The sequence below is a fragment of the Burkholderia sp. SRS-W-2-2016 genome (assembly GCF_001931485.1).
Lineage (GTDB): Bacteria > Pseudomonadota > Gammaproteobacteria > Burkholderiales > Burkholderiaceae > Paraburkholderia.
Genome location: NZ_MSDV01000028.1, coordinates 123,855 through 141,169, shown reverse-complemented (window position 1 = coordinate 141,169; position 17,315 = coordinate 123,855). Strand labels below are relative to the sequence as shown.

The following is a 17,315-nucleotide window of genomic DNA, read 5'->3' as shown; positions in this document are numbered from 1 at the left end:
GCGAGGTGCGTGCTGAAACGGTGGCTAGTGGGCGATGCCCTGCACGGTCTGACCGGCGGTGTTCATCGCCTGGGCCGGGGCGGCCTGATGCGTGAGCACCGATTGCATCGCGTCGGAAATGGCCTTCGAGACTTTCGGCCATTGCGGGTTCGGACCGCGTGCGCGCGCGTATTCCATCTGCTCGTTGAAGGCCTTATACGCTTGCGGCCATTTCGGATTCTGCGTGTCGGTGTCTTTCGACGGCGGCAGCATCCCGAACTCGTTCCAGTCGCGCCCGCGTTGCGAGTACATGTATTCGAGGAACTGGAATGCGGTATCCGGATTTTTCGCGCTGCGCAGAATCGCGTGGTTCTGCTCGCCGAGTGCGGACGCGCGTGCGCCGCCGGCCTTTTCGGTCGGCAGCAGCGCGACGCGCCACTTGAACTTCGCGCCTTTTTCGACCGCGTTCAGTTCCCACGGGCCGTCGATATTCATCGCCGCATTGCCGTTGACAAAAGTCGCCGCCGCTTCGGACTGGGTGTGCGTGAGCGTATCGGGCGACGCAACCTTCGCGTCCATCAGCTTCTGCCAGAACGCCGCCGCGCGCGCCGCGCCCGGATCGTTCAGACGATCCCAGTCGGCGCCGGTCGCCTGAATGAACGGCAGGAACTGGAACACGCCTTCTTCGTTATTGATCGCGGAAAACGCGAGACCGTAGACGTTGTGCTGCGCGTCGGTCAGCTTCTTCGCGTCCGCGTACAACTCGTCCCAGGTTTGCGGCGGACGGTTCGGATCGAGCCCGGCCGCCTTGAACATGTCCTCGTTGTAGTACAGCGCGAGCGTGTTGGTGCCGCGCGGAATCGCGTACACCTTGCCGTTCCAGCTCGCGTTCTTCAGCGGGCCGGGGAAGATCTGCTTCGTGTCGATTACTTTCGACTTCGCCAGGTACGGCGAAAGATCGAGCAGCGCGTTCTTCGATGCGAACATCGCGGTATTCGGGTTGTCGATCGGCACGACGTCCGGCGTGCTGCCGGACATGACCGCGCGCATCGTTTCGTCGTTGAGCGCCGCGAAGCCGACCTTGCGGATCTGCAGATGAACGTCCGGATGAAGTTTGGCGAACTCCTGCGCCATCTTCTCGGTGTAGTTGTCCGGCTCGTCGACGGCCCACACGGACAGCGTGGCCGCGTGCAATACGGTGCAGGAAAGCGACAGGGCCAGGCCGAATGCCGCGGACGCGGCGCGTAGCTTCTTCATGCTGTCTCCGTTTTCGCGCGATGCCGCCACGCTTGTCTCAGGTTTGTTCGGGTTATTTATCGGGCCGGCGTTGGAACTGTCGTTGAGCGTTTTTGCATCGGTGAACACCGTGCAGCGCAGTCATCCGGCGAGTTTCCGGAAACGTTTCCGGAACGGGGTGATATTTGCTTGCGGCGAATGGCGTGTCAAGGCGCCGGCAAATATCGCAATGCGTGTTGCCGGATTCCGCAATGGGGTTAATGCGGGGGGAGGGAGCTGGTCGTGTGTAGAGGACGGTGCGGGGCGTGACGCTCAGCCGTCGCCAGCCTCGAACACCGCGGCATCGCTGTCGCGCTCACGCAGCGTCAGCGGCCACAGCCCCGGTTCGAGCGCGGCGCGATAGGTGTCGGCCAGATCGGGGAATTGCGCGAGCAACGCTTTCGCGAGGTGCTGACCGAGTGCATAAGCATCGAACGTGAAGCCGGTCAGACGGGGCGCGAGGTATTCCGACAGTTCGCCGGCCAGCACGCCGCCCGAGATCGCCAGATCGCGCCCGGGCGTCTTGCCGAGTTCGTACAGCTTGCGGTACGCGCCGTTCGCCATGCAGTCGCTCTGGAACATCAGCGCGCTCGGCGCTTGCGCGAGTTGCAGCAGTTCTTCGGTGATCAGATAGCCGCCGCGCTCGGACAACTGGTTGCGCCGCACGTAGTCGTCGGGCGCGGCGAGGCCGTGGCGCGACATCGCCCGGCGCCATGCGCGCAGATAGACGTGCGCCTGCATCGCATCGTTATCGGGAATGCCGAGACCAATGCGCCGATGGCCGAGCGCCGCCAGCCGCGCGACGCCCGCTTCGGCGGCCGATTCGAAATCGAGGTCGAGCCACGGATGCTGGCCGCCCGATTCGCTGCGGCCCAACGCGACGAACGGGAAATTGCGGCTCGCCACATAGTAGAGCCGCTCGTCGTGATGGCGGGTGCCGGCGAGGATCACGCCGTCCACGTGACGCCGGTCGACGATGCGCCGCAAGCGCGCGAATTCGTCGTCCCATGACTCGCTCGCATACATGACGAGGTCCATCCCATGCTGCGCGAGCACCGATTGCAGGCCGTCGGCGAGCTTCATGAACACGCCGAGCGTGTACTTCTCCTCTTCGCGGCGCATCGGCAGCATCAGTCCGACGATGTCGAGCCGCCCCTTGCGCAGGCTCTCGGCCGATTTGCTCGGCGCGTAGCCGTGCCGCAACGCGGCGGCGCGCACCCGCTCGCGGGTTTCGGCGCTGACTTCGTCGCTGTCGTTCAGCGCGCGCGAGATGGTCGAGACGGAAAGATTGAGTTCGCTCGCGAGTTGTCGGATACCCATGCGCTGGTCTGGCCGGAAATGAAATCCGGCCAAGCTTATCAAACTGGCGCGCGGATGCTGGGGGTGATTGCGGATATTCGCGGCACCGATTTCACGACGGTCAATCCCGTGCGGCCGGGCGCGGTTGCCAGCCGGTCAGGATCGCGCGACCGGTGTTGCCGCTCAGTAGCCGGTTCGACGGTGCATGGATCTGGCTGCACAGCACGTTGCGATGGTGCCGCTCCAGCGCATTGGCCCGTGCGAGTCCATGATTGCCCGCTAGTTCCAGTGCAATATCGACCGCTTTGATTGCATTGTCGATCACCGTCTGCTTGACGGTGCCGGCAAGCGAATCCGGCGCGCTGCCGTGGTCCAGCGCGGCGCTCGAACTCTTCAGCAGCCAGTCGCTGGTTTGCAGCAGCAGTTCCAGCTCGCCGACGCTCTGCTGGATCGTCGGCAGACCGGCGAGCGGGACGCCGCCGAGCGAATTGGGCCGCCTCTCGTTGAGAAACCGTACCAGCCAGTCCCGCGCCGCGCGCGCGGCGCCATCGTAGACGCCGGCGATCAGCGTGAAATACCAGGCCGTGCTATGCGGATTGCGCTGCAAGCCGAGTGCCGCCGGCTTCAGCGCCACCACGTCGGCTAGCGGCACGGCGACGTCGCTCAATAGCACGTCGTGGCTGATGCTGGCGCGCATGCCGAGCGGATCCCATGTCTCGACGATGCGCACGCCGGGCGCATCTCGCGGAATCAGGAACTGGCCGAGGCGCGGTTCGGCTTCGTCGGTGCGGGCCAGCACGCTGATCCATGACAGCAGTGTCGAGCCGGTCACATACAGCTTGTGGCCCGACACGCGCCAGTAGTCGCCATCGCGCCGCGCGATCGTATCCGGCAGCCCGCCGTGCGACGGCGAGCCGAGCCCGGGTTCGACCTGCGCGGCGTTCAGGAGCGCCGGACCGGTCGCGGCGGAGCGGGAAAGCCGGCGCGCGAGATGCGACGGCCACTCGTCGCGCCCCTCGCGCTCGGCATGAACGATCGCCGCGTGCTGGCTGTAGTGCATTGCGAGGATCAGCGCCACAGACGGATCGCCATAGGCGATCTCGCGCACCACCGCGCTGGCGGCGGCGAGCCCGGCGCCGTGGCCGCCGTCCGCCGTCGCGACCACCAGCCTGAGCAGATCCGCGTTCTGCAATGCGTCGAACTGCGCGGCCGGCGCCTCGCCGGTGCGATCGTGATGTGGGGCGAGTTGCTCGAACTCGCGAGCGAGCGCGGCAGCCCGCTGGCTCCATGCGGTAATCCGCGACGCGTCGTGCGTCGCTTCGAATGTTTGAACTGTCGTCATCACGCGCTCACCGAGGCGGCAAAGGCCGGCGGCGCGACGAAGCCGCCATAGGCGGTTTCGAACGCATGCGCGAACGCGATCGTGGTGCGATCTTCCAGATACGCGCCGACCGCTTGCGCGCTGACCGGCAGACCGTCGTCGCCGAGGCCGAGCGGGAAGCTCGTCGCGGGCAGGCCAGGCAATACCGGCAGGCCGGCCCAATAAAACAGCTCGAAAAACGGTACGTCGCGCACACCGTCCGCATAAGCGACCGGATAGCTGCGTTCGTCTTTCGGTACCTGATGGCCATGTTCGAACGCGGGCGTCGGCGCGACCGGGGTCACCACCACGTCGAATTCGGCGAACAGCTTTTCCCACGCGTGACGCAGCACGTAGCGCTGTTCGTTGGCCTTGAGCCATTCGCGATGGGACAAGGCCGGCGCGCGCAGATGCGCGGCTCGCGCGCTGTGGTCGTCGGGATGCAGTGCGTCGAGCTGCTTGAGCGACCGCGGGCTCAACGGCGGCGGCTCCGCCAGCGAGGAGCCGGAGAGTGTTCTGAACAACGCGTGCGAGACGCTCAGGTCCGGCAACAGGCCCTCCGGCAAATCGGCTGCGCGGGTAACCCGGGTGCCCTGCGCGCGCAGCCGTTCGACCAGGCGTTCGACCACCCAGCGTTCCGACAGACTCGCTTCGGTGCCCGGCCATGCGTCGAGCACCAGTACGCGGAACGCTCGCAGCGCGGTTTGCCGCGCCGGCGGCAGCGTCAGACGCCACCCTTTGGCGGCGAGCGGTTCGCGATTGACGAGCAGATCCAGCGCGAGTTCGAGATCGAGCGCGCTGCGGGCGAGCGGCCCGGCGACGCTCAGGTCGCGGTCGGCGATCCGGCCGCCCGGTGCGCCGGTGCCGCGCATCGGGACGATTCCATAGCTCGGCTTGTGTCCGAATACGCCGGTGAAATGCGCAGGGATCCGAATCGATCCGCCGATGTCCGAGCCGAGTTCGAGTGCGACGTAGCCTGCCGCCAGCGCCGCGGCCGAACCGCCGGACGAGCCGCCCGGCGAGCGCGCCGGATCCCACGGATTGCGGGTCACGCCGTACACGTCGTTGTAGCTCTCCAGATCGGCGTTGGCGAGCGGCACGTTCGATTTGCCGACGATCACCGCGCCCGCCTCGCGTAACGCGGCGACCGCGAGTGCATCGCTGGTGGCGCGGTTCTGCGCGTGGCGCGGATCGCCGCCGCTCGTCACCAGTCCGGCGACATCGAACGATTCCTTGACCGTGATCGGTACGCCGAGCAGCGGCTTGCGCTGACCGCGCGCGAGCGCCGCGTCGGCCTCGCGCGCGGCGCGGCGTGCGCCCTCGACGTCGCGCACCGCGAGCGCGTTCAGCGCGCCATCGAAGTGATTTATCCGCGCCAGCAGATGTTCGAGCAGATCGACCGCCGAGACGCGGCCATTGGCGAGCGCGCGGGCTTGCTCCCGGGCGCTCGCGAACGTGAGCGTGTCGAGTAGGGCTGGCGCGTCTGTGGCAATCGCAGTGTCGGTGGCAGTGGCAGTGTCGGGAATGGCGGTCATAGGAGCGATAGCGAGGGAGTCAGGAAACGCCGGAGTTGTGGCGGCAATGCGCCGGCCGTCGGTCGATGCGCTGAGTCAGCTTGCACATGCCGTTGTGGAGATCGAGTAGATCACGGCGCTATCCGGATCGCCAACCAACGAATCATGCTAAGTAATTCGCTTCGAGCAGCCAGCTGCATGACGGTGCGAGCGCAAACGATTGAAATGGATTCCTGACTATTCGCGAATGCCCGCCGACGCGCATTTCAGAATCACGCATATAAATAGCTCGATTCACTGGTTTTGCGTGCGCGAGCCGGTCCCTATACTGATCCGTCACTTCGGCACGCGCGCTGCGCGCCTGCCGGTTCGATTTTCCGAACTGCCGGATCCGCGACGATCCGCGCGTATTTACAAGGACTCGATGCATGCAGGTCTCACAACACAATCCGGTGCGCGCACAACTGGACGCGGCGCTCGCCGCGCTGCCGGCGCTCGCGCAGGCCATCGGCGAAGACGCCGCGCAGCGTGAAGTGCGGCGCGAGTTGCCGTTCGACCGTTTTGGCCTGTTTCGCGAATCGCGCCTGAGCGTGCTGCGCTTTCCGCTCGAATGGGGAGGCCTTGGCGGTTCGCTCGAAGATCTGTTTCAGGTGATCGCCACGCTCGCCGCGCATGAATCGAATGTCGCGCACGCATTGCGGATTCACTACGACCTGACCGAGCAATTGTTGTTGTCGCCGCGTTCCGCGTTCAATGACCGGCAGATCGAACGGATTCGCGACGGCGCGATTTTCGGCGGCGCGTCGACCGAACTCGGTACGTCGCGCCCGGGCGAGATCGTCACGAAGCTGGTGCGCGACGGCGAGCACTTTCGCGTGACGGGCAGGAAATACTATTCGACCGGCACTGCGTTTTCCGACTATGCGCGCATCAACGTGCAGGACGAGAACGACGAAAAAGTGTCGATCGTGATTCCGGTGTCGCGCGCAGGCCTGAGCGTGCTCGACGACTGGGACGGGATGGGCCAGCGCATGACGGCGAGCGGCAGCCTCGTGCTGGAAAACGTCCAGGTGTTCGCCGACGAAGTCGCCACGCGCGGCTATACGAGCCTCGCCGGCCGCCATGGCAGCGCGGTGCGGCAATTGCATCTGGTGTCGGTGGCGGCGGGGATCGTGCGCAACATCGTCGCCGATGCGCGCCGCTACGTCACGCAATACGGCCGGCCGGTGCTGCACAGTCCCGCGCCGTCCGCGCGCGAAGACGGCTTCGTGCAGCAGGTGGTCGGCGAGCTGGCCGCGCACAGCCTCTCCATCGATGCGCTGATCGCCAGCAACGCGCGCACCCTCGACCGCTCGGCGCAGGCGATCCACAGCGGCGCGGCGGACGCCGAGAACCGCGTGCTCGAAGGCGCGCTGACAACGGCCAAGACGCAGCTGGTGGTCAGCAAGCTCGCGCTGCACGCGGGCGAGCGTCTGTTCGAGATCGGCGGCGCGTCGGCAACCGGGCGCGCGCATAACTTCGACCGTCACTGGCGCAATCTGCGCACGATCTTCAGCCACAATCCGTTGCTGCACAAAGCGCGGGTGATCGGCGATTACGAGTTGAACGGTGTGACCACGCATCTGACCGAAGGGCGCGTGTTCTGAACGGCGGGCGGCTGCTCTGAAGCGTCGTAGCGTGTGCGGCAAAAGACATCCCGATCCGTCGCCGGATCGGGATGTTTCGTTTTAGAACGTGTGCTTGATGCCCGCCGACACGGCGACCTGCCGGTTCGTCGCGGACGGCGTCAGGTAGCCGATCGCCGCGACCGCCGGACGCCCGAGTGAATCGGTGCCGCTCGCGTGCTGGAACGCGCCGGTCACATAAAGGTCGGTCGCTTTCGACAGCGAATACGCGGCGCCGAGATTGACCTGCTCGTACTTCGCGCCTTCCTTGCCGTTCACGCTGCCGCCCGACGTGTAGTCGAACGAAGTGCCGAAGCGCAGGAACGCCGTCGCCTGATAACGCAGGCTCGCGCTGATCGTGCCGAGCACCGCGGTGCCGCTGTAGTTCAGCGTATTGAGCGCCGGATTCGCGCCGAGCCCGCGGTATTGGGTATTCGAATACGCGAGGCCGAAGACCGCGCTGCCCGCCGTATAGGTGCCTGCGACCGACACGGTCTGCTGCGTATTGGCCGACGCGAAGCCCGCGATCGCCGGATTCGATTCGGCGGCGCTGGCCGAGCCGGCGGAGCCGAGGTTATTGCCGGTGCTGCTCGCATTCGGGTTGGTGCCGTACAGCGACGTATTCGGATTGCGCGCATTCAGAATCGATGCGGCGAGCGCGAACGATCCGCCGGTATAACTCGCGCCGAGTGACCAGTACTGGTTCTGCGTGACATTGCCGGCCACGCCGCCGAGGCTGTATAGGCCGGCGAAGCGCAAGCCCCCGTAGGTGTCGGACAGATACTTGAGCGAGTTGTTGATACGGTGCGTGAAGTTCAGATTGTTGTAGTCGGCGGGGTGGATCGACAGATTGCCCCAATACCATGCGTAGATCAGCGGCGACACGAGTTCTATCTGCGCGTCGCCCTGGCGGCCTAACGTGAAGGTGCCGTATCGCGGTGCGGTGACACCGACGTACGCCTGGCGGCCGAATAGCGCGCCGCCTTGCCCGAGCGAGCCATTGGCAATGCTGAAGCCGCCTTCGAGCGCGAAGATCGCGTTGACCTGATTGCCCAGATCCTCGGTGCCTTTCAGGCCCCATCGGCTCGACGAAAGCCCCGACGTGCCGTTGTCGAACACGCCCACCTGCGCGCCGCCGCGCGGCCGGCCGGATGCGGAGGTCGCAGCGGTTTGCGCATTGTTCACGTAAGTGACGTTGCCGGTCACGATCCCATACAGCGTGACGCTGCTTTGAGCGCTTGCCGTGCCGATCATCAGGGAAGAAATGCTGAAAGCGAAAAGCAGTTTTTTCATAGGTGTTCGAATCTTTGCCGGTATGAGTCCGGAGAAGTGACGGAGGGAATGGAGCGATATCTGTCGCAGCCGGCGTGAACGATAAGCAGATCCGAATGGCGAAACAAACAATCAAAACCGATATCGATTTCGGCGATTTATTGCGAAGAAACGCTGTCGCGCCAATCGATTGGCAATAGTGGCGAGTACCGGCAATACATTTTCAATCCTTAATTGATTCGTACTGGCGGTGCCGTCGGATCAGTCGTCGTGGTGGCTGTCACAACGCGTGAAATCGCGCTGTTCGTATGCATTGGTAAGGCGCTCGGCGTGCGCCGCGTGGGAAATGTCGTGCGTGTGCAACAGATGAAATACGCAACGGGCGTTTGCGTTGCGTGAAAAGAAATCGCCTTCGTCCGCCACATGCTTTGCATATGCCTAACCATTGGTTCTATTAGCGCAGTTGCGCCTTTATCGTAAGCGCTGCACGGGCGACGCCGCGTGCCCGACAACTCTTCTCGCAGGCCGCCGCGTTGCGGCCGAAGCACAGATACAAGGATCTGACTCACATGGCAGGGCTCAATCGCCGCGACTTTCTGCTTTCCTCCGGCGCCGCGCTTGCGGCCGCCGGCCTGCCGGCGCTCGCCTTCGCGCAAGGCAGCACCGGCACCCGCGCGGCGCCCAAGCGCGGCGGCACGCTGAATATGCTGATCAATCCCGAGCCGCCGGTGCTCGTGTCGATCTTTCAGACCACCGGGCCCGCGCTCGTCGCGAGTTCGAAGGTACTCGAAGGGCTGCTCGCGTACGACTTCGATCTGCGCCCGAAGCCGCAACTGGCGACAGCCTGGTCGACCAGCGCCGACGGGCTGCAATACCGCTTCACGTTGCGCGAGAACGTTCGCTGGCATGACGGCCAGCCGTTCACGTCCGCGGACGTCGCGTTCTCGATCGATTTGCTGAAGTCGATTCATCCGCGTGGCCGCAGCACCTTCGCGAACGTCACGCGGGTGTCGACGCCGGACGCTCGCACCGCGGTGATCGAATTGTCGAAGCCGGCGCCGTATCTGCTGAAGGCGCTATCGGCCGGCGAGTCGCCGATCGTGCCGAAGCATCTGTACGCATCGGGCGATCCGCTCAGCAATCCGCACAACAACGCGCCGGTCGGCACCGGGCCGTTTCGCTTCAAGTCGTGGACGCGCGGCGCGAATATCGTCTACGAACGCAATCCGGACTACTGGGACGCCGGCAAGCCGTATATCGACGCGCTGGTGCTGAAGGTGATTCCCGATGCCGCCGCGCGCTCCGCGGCATTCGAAACCGGCGCGCTCGATCTGGGCGGCGAAAATCCGGTGCCGCTCACCGATCTGCCGCGGCTCACGCAATTGCCGCAACTGACGGTCGAAACGCGCGGCTACCGCTTTCTCGAACCGCTGTCGGAGATCGACTTCAATTTGCAGCATCCGATCCTGAAAGACCTGCGGGTGCGTCAGGCGATCGCGCACGCGATCAATCCGCAGGTGGTGCTGCGCACGGTCGCATACGGCTATGCGGACCTGTCGCCGACGCCGATCACGCCGGGCTCGCCGTATCACGACGCGAAGCTCGCCCCGTACGCATTCGATACCGCCGCCGCCGAACAACTGCTCGACGCGGCCGGCTATCCGCGCAAGGCGGGCGGCGTGCGCTTCAGTCTCACGCACGACTTTCTGCCGTACGGCGACATGTATCGCCGCCAGGCGGACTACGTGAAATCGGCGCTCGCGCGCGTGGGCATCGACGTGACGGTGCGCTCGCAGGACTTGCCCGCGTTCCTCAAGCGCGTCTATGCGGACCGCCAGTTCGACTTCAGCAGCATCGGCGTGAATACGCTGTTCGATCCGAGCGTCGGCGTGCAGCGGCTGTACTGGTCGCGCAACATCCGCCCCGGCGTGCCGTTCTCGAACGCGCCGCATTACAGCAATGCCGAGGTGGACCGCCTGCTCGAAAGCGCCGCGATCGAAACCGATGAGAACAAACGCGTCGTGCTCTATCAGCAATTCCAGCAGATCGTCTATCGCGATCTGCCGATTCTGAATCTCGTCGCCCCGCGCATGGTCACGCTCGCGAACCGGCGGGTGCATGACCACACGGTGTCCGCGCAAGGCCTCGAAGGCAATCTGGCAGACGTTTATCTGAGCGCATGAGTGAGCGCATAACCGAGTGCATAACGGAGCGAGACGATGAGCCGAAGTTTGCGTTTTGCCGCGATTGCGCGGCGTACCGCGTGGCAGGCGTTGCCGACCGTAATCGGCATCGTGATCCTGAACTTCTTTCTGCTGAAGCTGATGCCGGGCGACGCGGCCGACGTGCTGGCCGGCGAGTCCGGTTCGGCGACCGTCGAAACGATGCAGGTGTTGCGCGCGAAGTTCGGTCTCGATCAGCCGGTGCTGCAGCAGTTGTGGTCGTATCTCGCGCATCTGACGCATTTCAGTCTCGGCTATTCGCCGCGCTACGACATGCCGGTAATGCAGCTGATTCTGTCGCGGCTGCCCAATACGTTGTTGCTGATGGGCGTCGCGCTGTCGTTCGCGATCGTCGCGGGCGTGGCGCTCGGCGCGGTGATGGCGCATTGGGCCGGCAAGTGGCCGGACCGCGTGCTGTCGGTGTTGGCGTTGCTGTTCTACTCGACGCCGGGCTTCTGGATCGGCCTGCTCGCGATCGTGCTGTTCTCGGTGCATCTGGGCTGGTTGCCGAGCGGCGGCAATCTCACGCTCGGCGTACAACTGCACGGCTTCGCGTACTTCGTCGACGCGCTCAGGCACGTGCTGCTGCCCGCCGCGACCCTGTCGACCTTCTTCGTCGCGATCTACGCGCGGCTCACGCGCGCGGCGATGCTCGAAGTGCAGCGCCAGGATTTCGTGCGCACCGCGCAGGCGAAGGGCCTGCATCCATGGCGCGTGACGGTGCGTCATGTGCTGCGTAACGCGTTGATCCCGCTGACGACGATCGTCGGCATTCATTTCGGCACGCTGCTGGGCGGCGCGGCCGTCACCGAAACGGTGTTCAGCTGGCCGGGGCTCGGCCGGCTCGCACTCGATGCGGTGATGGCGCGCGACTTCAGCGTGCTGCTCGGCGTGCTGCTGCTGTCGTCGATGCTGGTGATCGTCGCCAATCTGCTCGTCGATCTGGTGCAGGCGTGGCTCGATCCGCGCATCGCGTAGGCGGTATAGGTGGCGTAGCGGCATAGGTGGCATAGCGGCTGATCGAAGCGCGCATCGCGCGTCGCGCCACGCGTTTTTTCACAGAGAGATCACATGGCTTCCGACTCTTCGAATCTGATTTCGCCGCAGGGCGAGCCTCGCGCATCGAGCTGGCGCCGCCAGTTGGGCGGCACGCTGTTCGGCTCACGCTTCGGCACGCGCCGTGGCACAGCTGCGGGCGAGCCCGCACACCCGTCACAGCGGCCGGCCGGACGCGGCGTGTGGCGCGCACTGGTGCGCAATCCATCCGCGCTCGCGGGGCTGGTGTTGCTCGCGGCCTTCATCGTGCTGGCGCTCGCCGCCGGCCATCTGTTTCCGGACGACCCGCTCGACATGGTGGCGGCGCCGTTCGAATGGCCGGGCAGCGATCCGCAATACCGGCTCGGCACCGATTCGCTCGGGCGCGACGTGGCGGCGGGCATCGCGCACGGCACCCGCGTGTCGCTGCTGATCGGCGCGAGCGCGGCCGGCATCGGCCTCGTGATCGGCACGCTGGTCGGCGCGATTGGCGGCTTCTTCGGCGGCCTGGTCGATGATGTGCTGGTGCGGATCACCGAACTGTTCCAGACCGTACCGTCGTTTTTGCTGGTGATCGTGATCGTTGCGATCGGCCATCCGAGTGTGACGATCATCGCGCTCGCGATCGGCATCGCGTCATGGCCCACCGTCGCGCGAATCGTGCGGGCGGAATTTCGCAGCCTGCGCCGCTCGGACTTCGTGCTGGCCGCGCGCAGCCAGGGCTTCGGCAACACGCGGATCATCTTCGGCGAGATCCTGCCGAACGCATTGCCGCCGGTGATCGTCACCGCGTCGGTGATGGTTGCGAGCGCGATCCTGATCGAATCGTCGCTGTCGTTTCTCGGCATGGGCGACCCGAACGTGGTCAGTTGGGGCGCGATGATCGGCGCGGGCCGCGATTCGCTGCGCACTGCCTGGTATCTGACCGCGGTGCCCGGTGCTGCGATCGTGCTGGCGGTGCTCGCGCTGAACCTGCTCGGCGACGGTCTGAACGACGCGCTCAATCCGCGCCTGCGCGAACGAAGCTGACAGCAACCCGAAAGCGGCCGCGCTGCTCGCGCGGCCGGCAACGTAATCGAGGAGTCCCCTTTGGCCAATCTGCTTGAAGTACGCGATCTGCGCGTGAGTTTCGGCGCGCACGAAGCGGTGCGCGGCCTGAGTTTCGATATCGCGCAAGGCGAGACGCTCGCGCTCGTCGGCGAATCGGGGTGCGGTAAATCGGCGACCGCGCTCTCGCTGATGCGTCTCGTGCCGGCGCCGGGCCGCGTGAGCGGCAGCCTGCGCTTCGACGGCCGCGAACTGCTCGACCTGTCGCCGCGTGAGGTGCGTGAGATGCGCGGCCAGCACATCTCGATGATCTTTCAGGAGCCGATGACCTCGCTCAATCCGGTGTTGTCGATCGGCGCGCAGATCGTCGAGACGTTGCGCCAGCACGAGGGTCTGTCGAAAGCGGCGGCGTTCCAGCGCGCGGTCGAACTGCTCGATCTCGTGCAGATTCCGGAGCCGCACCGGCGCGTGCACGACTATCCGCACGAGTTGTCGGGCGGTCAGCGGCAGCGCGTGATGATTGCGATGGCGGTGGCCTGCCGCCCGCGTCTGTTGATCGCCGACGAGCCGACCACCGCGCTCGACGTGACGATCCAGGCGCGCATTCTGGAATTGCTCGACGGCTTGCGGCGCGAACTGTCGATGTCCTTACTGTTGATCACGCACGACCTCGGCGTGGTCGCGCAGCACGCCGACCGGGTCGCGGTGATGCTGGCGGGCGAGAAGGTCGAGGAGGCGCCGGTGGCGCGGCTCTTCACGCAGCCGCAGCATCCGTATACGCGCGGCTTGCTGGGCGCGTCGCTGAATCTGGCGGACGATCTGCACTATCGCGGCTGGAAGCTGCCGGAGATTCGCCATGGATTCGGGGCGGACGGCCGGCCGTCGTTTACCGTGCTGCCGCGCTCGGCGCGCACCGAGCCTCCAGTAGCGGCGGCCGTTCCCGCGGCGCCGGCGCACGCCGGCGCACCGTTGCTCGAATTGCGCGACCTGCGCGTCGAGTATCCGCGGCGGCGCGGCCACGCGGCGTTGCCGGCGGTCGAGCGCGTGTCGCTGAGCATCGCGCGCGGCGAGACGGTCGGCCTTGTCGGCGAATCGGGCTGCGGAAAATCGACGCTGTCGAAAGCGATCCTGCGGCTGGTGCCGGCGGCGGCCGGCGCAATCCGCCTGCGCGGCACCGATCTCGTAGCGCTCGGCGAACGCGAATTGCGGCCGTTGCGACGCCATGTGCAAATGGTCTTTCAGGATCCCTATGCGTCGCTCAATCCGCGCCGCACGGTGGCCGAGATTCTCGATACCGTGCTGGTGGTCAACCGGATCGGCAACGCGCAGCAGCGGCGCGCGCGGATCGCCGCGATGCTGGACCGCGTCGGCTTGCCGAACAGCGCGCTGGGCCGCTATCCGCACGAGTTCTCCGGCGGCCAGCGGCAGCGCATCGGGATTGCGCGGGCACTGGTGCTCGAACCGGATCTGCTGATCTGCGACGAACCGGTGTCCGCGCTCGACGTGTCGATCCAGGCGCAGATTCTGAATCTGCTGGTCGATCTGAAGCGCGACCTCGGGCTCGCGTATCTGTTCATCTCGCACGACCTGTCGGTGGTGCGCTATATCGCGGACCGCGTGCATGTGATGCAGGCGGGGCGGATCGTCGAGACCGGCGACCATCGCGAGATCTGGCGCGCGCCGCGGCATCCGTACACGCGCACGCTGCTCGACGCGATTCCGGGCCGCACGTTCGACGACGCACGGGCGGCGTGATCGCCCCAAGCCGGATGCGCTGCCGCCGGGCGTTCCCGGCGCAGCGCATCGAGCCGGGCACGCGCAGCTAGCGCGGTGTCATAGCGCGCGTTATAGACAAGCAAATCCAGAACAAGCGCCGCCCGATCCAACCGGCGGCGCTCGCCCAACAATCAGCCCTTCGGTTCGATCCAGGTGTCGGAGAAATCGCCGGCGGTCAGATCGATGCTGTTGTTCAGGTTATGCACGCGGCTGTGATACACCTGCAACGCCGGCACGGTGACGAGCGGCAGCACCGGCAGCTCGCGGCCGACGATCTGCTGAATCTGCCGGAACGCGGCCGCGCGGCGGGCCTCGTCGACGTCGATCGCGGCGGTGCGGAACAGCTCGTCGACTTGCGGATTCTGGTAATGCGATGCGTTGATCCAGATCAGCGGATGCTTGACGCCGTCGGACCAGTAGATGCGCTGCACGCCGACGGTCGGGTCGTACAGGCGCCCAAGGCCATTCAGATTCAGATCGAACTCGCGCGCCGTGTAAGCGCGGCGCAGATAGGTCGGCAGATCGCCGTCGAGGATCGTCGCCTTGATGCCGATGCGCGCCAACGCCGCGCGCAGATACTCGGCCGCGCGCCGGAAATCCGCGCCAGTGATGTAATTGATCTTCACTGCGAAGCGTTGGCCGTCGGCCTGCTTCGGATAGCCGGCGGCATCGAGCTGGCGATTCGCGGCGTCCACGTCGAACGGGTAGTGGAACGTGCTGTCGTCGTAATAGCTCGACAGCACCTTCGGCACCGGCGAGTCCACCAGGCTCGAGCGCCGGTAGAACACGTTGTCGCGGATGAAGTTGCGATCGATCGCCTGGGCGATCGCCTTGCGCACTTCGGCTTTCGCGAGCACCGGGTTGTCCAGGTTGAATTCGAGGAAGGCCGCGTTGTTCAGATACGCGTCGTAGCTGTCGTCGATCTTCAGGTGCGGCAGCTTCGCGAGGCGGCCGAGATCGGCGAGACCGATATTGGTGGCGGCATCGACCTCGCCGGTTTCCAGTGCGGCGGATATCGCGCCCTGGTCGGGAACGATCCGGTAGATCACCCGGTCCAGATACGGCGCGCCCGCGCGCCAGTAATTCGGATTCCTGCGCAGACTGACATGACTGCCGCGCACCCACTGATCGAACACGAACGGACCGGTGCCGACCGGCGCGCCCGGATTCGGGCTACTCAAAGGATCGCCGTCGCCGTAGCGATGCTGCGGCACGATCGGCAATTCCGCCGACGACAACGCTTTCAGGAAGTACGGCGTGGGCTTGCCGAGCACCACGACGGCGGTCAGCGGATCGGGCGTGTCGACCCGTTCGACGTTCGCGAGCGTGATGCGCCCGCGCGGGCCGAGGCGTTTTTGCGTGAGGATCGAGTAGCGCACGTCGGCGGACGTGAAAGCCTCGCCGTCGTGCCACTTCACGCCCGGCCTGAGCCGGAACGTGTATTGCAGGCCGTCGGCGCTGGTGCTCCACGCGATTGCCAGCAATGGCTGCGGATTGAACTGCGCGTCGTAGCGCAACAGTCCCTCGGTGATTTTGGCGCTGATGTTGCGGATCACCGTGTTGGTGTCGAGCAGCGACACCAGCGACGGCGGCTCCTGCTGCACCGCGTAGGTCAGCGTGCCGCCTCGCGTCGGCGTCGCTGCGCTGCCGGCCGATGGACTGGCCGATGCGCCGGTTGTTGCGCCGGCTGTTGCGCCGGCCGCGGCGGCATGCGCGAGCGGCCCCGCGGCGCCGAGCGTGCCGGCCGACAGCATCGCGAGCGAACGTTGAATGAAATCCCGCCGATCGACGCTCATCGCGACACCTGTGCCGGCCATGCGCGGCCATCCTGCTCCGTGCCATGCCGCGCGAGGCGCCCGAAGAACGGATGCCCCGGATCGTTGAAACCCGGCGTGGACGGATGCCCGCTCGTCACCAGCGAGTCGACGAAGGCCTCGTCTTCCGCGTTCAGCCGGTAGCCGAGCGCCGGCAGATAGTCCTGCCATTGCGCTTCGGTGCGCGGACCGGCAATCGTCGAGCTGATGTAGCGGCTATTGAGCACCCACGCGAGCGCGAACTGGCCGGCCGTCAGTCCGCGAGCCTGCGCATGTTCGTGCACCCGCCGCGCCAGTTCGATCGACTCGGGCCGCCACTCGGTCTGCTGCAGACGGCGATCGCTGCGACCCGCGCGGGTGTCCGCGCCCGGCGTCGCGCCCGGTTCGTATTTGCCGGTCAGCACGCCGCGCGCGAGCGGGCTGTACGAGATCACGCCGAGCCCGTAGCGGTGCGCCGCGGTGAGTTGTTCGGCTTCGGCCTGGCGGTTCGCGATGTTGTACAGCGGCTGGCTGACGATCGGCGCATCGAGCCCGAGCGCCTGCGCGGTATGGCTGAACTCGGCGATCCGCCACGCGCGGTGATTCGACAGCCCGTAGTAGCGCAGCTTGCCGGCGCGGATCAGATCGTTGAGCGCGCGCACGGTTTCTTCGACCGGGGTTTGATGATCCTCGCGATGCAGGTACAGCACGTCGAGGTGGTCGGTGCCCAGCCGCCGCAGGCTCGCCTCGACCGCGCGCTGGATATGTTTGCGCGATGCGCCTCGCGCGTTCACGTCGCGCTCGTCGAGCGGGTTCGCGAACTTGGTGGCGAGCACCCAGCGCTCGCGCTGCGCGGCGATCGCGCGGCCCACCACGCGCTCCGATTCGCCTTTGCCGTAGACGTCGGCGGTGTCGATCGAATTGACGCCTTGTTCGAGCGCCTGGTCGATGATGCGCGCGGCGGTGGCTTCGTCGGTCGGGCCGCCGAACATCATCGTGCCGAGCGTCAGTGTCGAGACCTTGATGCCGCTACGGCCGAGTTGTCTGTATTCCATGTGAGTGCAGTTCCGTCAGGGTGT

General features: G+C 65.9%; 12 protein-coding genes. 5 read left to right on the top strand and 7 right to left on the bottom strand.

Going from position 1 to position 17,315, the window contains the following annotated elements; translation table 11 throughout:
* Positions 1-24: 24 nt before the first annotated feature.
* The 4 genes from BTH42_RS14560 to BTH42_RS14545 all read right to left on the bottom strand — a co-directional run bounded on the left by BTH42_RS14560 (position 25) and on the right by BTH42_RS14545 (position 5,448).
* Positions 25-1,236: a sugar ABC transporter substrate-binding protein gene (locus BTH42_RS14560; protein WP_075300475.1), complete on the bottom strand. Its 1,212-nt coding sequence runs from the start codon at positions 1,234-1,236 to the stop codon at positions 25-27.
* Between the two features lie 291 nt (positions 1,237-1,527).
* Complete coding sequence (locus BTH42_RS14555) at positions 1,528-2,574, bottom strand: substrate-binding domain-containing protein (RefSeq protein ID WP_075300473.1); 1,047 nt, start codon at positions 2,572-2,574, stop codon at positions 1,528-1,530.
* A 100-nt stretch (positions 2,575-2,674) separates the two neighbouring features.
* Entirely contained in the window at positions 2,675-3,895 is a 1,221-nt protein-coding gene (locus tag BTH42_RS14550; RefSeq protein ID WP_075300470.1) for an acyl-CoA dehydrogenase family protein, read from the bottom strand.
* On the bottom strand, positions 3,895-5,448 hold the full coding sequence (locus tag BTH42_RS14545; RefSeq protein ID WP_083654800.1) for an amidase: 1,554 nt from the start codon (positions 5,446-5,448) through the stop codon (positions 3,895-3,897). Before BTH42_RS14545 ends, BTH42_RS14550 begins: the two co-directional genes overlap by 1 nt.
* A gap of 407 nt (positions 5,449-5,855) precedes the next feature.
* Between BTH42_RS14545 and BTH42_RS14540 the strand changes: the two genes are divergently transcribed.
* Entirely contained in the window at positions 5,856-7,073 is a 1,218-nt protein-coding gene (locus BTH42_RS14540; RefSeq protein WP_075300468.1) for an acyl-CoA dehydrogenase family protein, read from the top strand.
* An 81-nt stretch (positions 7,074-7,154) separates the two neighbouring features.
* On the opposite strand, the gene BTH42_RS14535 is transcribed toward BTH42_RS14540, so the two are convergent.
* Positions 7,155-8,384 (bottom strand): porin, encoded by a 1,230-nt coding sequence (locus tag BTH42_RS14535; protein ID WP_075300466.1) that lies wholly within the window; start codon positions 8,382-8,384, stop codon positions 7,155-7,157.
* A gap of 548 nt (positions 8,385-8,932) precedes the next feature.
* On the opposite strand from BTH42_RS14535, the gene BTH42_RS14530 reads away from it, so the two are divergent.
* From BTH42_RS14530 to BTH42_RS14515, 4 genes are all read left to right on the top strand, one after another.
* Positions 8,933-10,546, top strand: a complete 1,614-nt coding sequence (locus BTH42_RS14530) for an ABC transporter substrate-binding protein (protein ID WP_075300464.1) — start codon at positions 8,933-8,935, stop codon at positions 10,544-10,546.
* Between the two features lie 36 nt (positions 10,547-10,582).
* Positions 10,583-11,563 carry an ABC transporter permease gene (locus BTH42_RS14525; protein ID WP_075300462.1) on the top strand — a complete coding sequence of 327 codons (981 nt, stop codon included), beginning with the start codon at positions 10,583-10,585 and terminating at the stop codon, positions 11,561-11,563.
* A gap of 93 nt (positions 11,564-11,656) precedes the next feature.
* Positions 11,657-12,649, top strand: coding sequence for an ABC transporter permease (locus BTH42_RS14520; protein WP_075300460.1), 993 nt, complete (start codon positions 11,657-11,659; stop codon positions 12,647-12,649).
* Positions 12,650-12,709: 60 nt separating this feature from the next.
* The gene (locus BTH42_RS14515; protein WP_075300458.1) at positions 12,710-14,422 is read left to right on the top strand and encodes an ABC transporter ATP-binding protein; all 1,713 of its coding nucleotides are present in this window, start codon (positions 12,710-12,712) and stop codon (positions 14,420-14,422) included.
* Between the two features lie 152 nt (positions 14,423-14,574).
* Here BTH42_RS14515 and BTH42_RS14510 read toward each other — a convergent pair whose 3' ends face one another.
* A complete protein-coding gene (locus BTH42_RS14510; RefSeq protein ID WP_075300585.1) occupies positions 14,575-16,239 on the bottom strand; it encodes an ABC transporter substrate-binding protein in 1,665 nt (554 codons plus the stop codon).
* Positions 16,236-17,291, bottom strand: coding sequence for an aldo/keto reductase (locus tag BTH42_RS14505; protein WP_075300456.1), 1,056 nt, complete (start codon positions 17,289-17,291; stop codon positions 16,236-16,238). The genes BTH42_RS14510 and BTH42_RS14505 overlap by 4 nt, the downstream gene beginning before the upstream one ends.
* Positions 17,292-17,315: the final 24 nt, after the last annotated feature.

Coding starts and splice junctions, on each gene's coding strand:
- BTH42_RS14560 (WP_075300475.1), bottom strand. CDS start 1,236: ATGAAGAAGCTACGCGCCGCGTCCGCGGCATTCGGCCTGGCCCTGTCG.
- BTH42_RS14545 (WP_083654800.1), bottom strand. CDS start 5,448: ATGACCGCCATTCCCGACACTGCCACTGCCACCGACACTGCGATTGCC.
- BTH42_RS14520 (WP_075300460.1), top strand. CDS start 11,657: ATGGCTTCCGACTCTTCGAATCTGATTTCGCCGCAGGGCGAGCCTCGC.
- BTH42_RS14535 (WP_075300466.1), bottom strand. CDS start 8,384: ATGAAAAAACTGCTTTTCGCTTTCAGCATTTCTTCCCTGATGATCGGC.
- BTH42_RS14550 (WP_075300470.1), bottom strand. CDS start 3,895: ATGACGACAGTTCAAACATTCGAAGCGACGCACGACGCGTCGCGGATT.
- BTH42_RS14540 (WP_075300468.1), top strand. CDS start 5,856: ATGCAGGTCTCACAACACAATCCGGTGCGCGCACAACTGGACGCGGCG.
- BTH42_RS14555 (WP_075300473.1), bottom strand. CDS start 2,574: ATGGGTATCCGACAACTCGCGAGCGAACTCAATCTTTCCGTCTCGACC.
- BTH42_RS14525 (WP_075300462.1), top strand. CDS start 10,583: ATGAGCCGAAGTTTGCGTTTTGCCGCGATTGCGCGGCGTACCGCGTGG.
- BTH42_RS14510 (WP_075300585.1), bottom strand. CDS start 16,239: ATGAGCGTCGATCGGCGGGATTTCATTCAACGTTCGCTCGCGATGCTG.
- BTH42_RS14530 (WP_075300464.1), top strand. CDS start 8,933: ATGGCAGGGCTCAATCGCCGCGACTTTCTGCTTTCCTCCGGCGCCGCG.
- BTH42_RS14505 (WP_075300456.1), bottom strand. CDS start 17,291: ATGGAATACAGACAACTCGGCCGTAGCGGCATCAAGGTCTCGACACTG.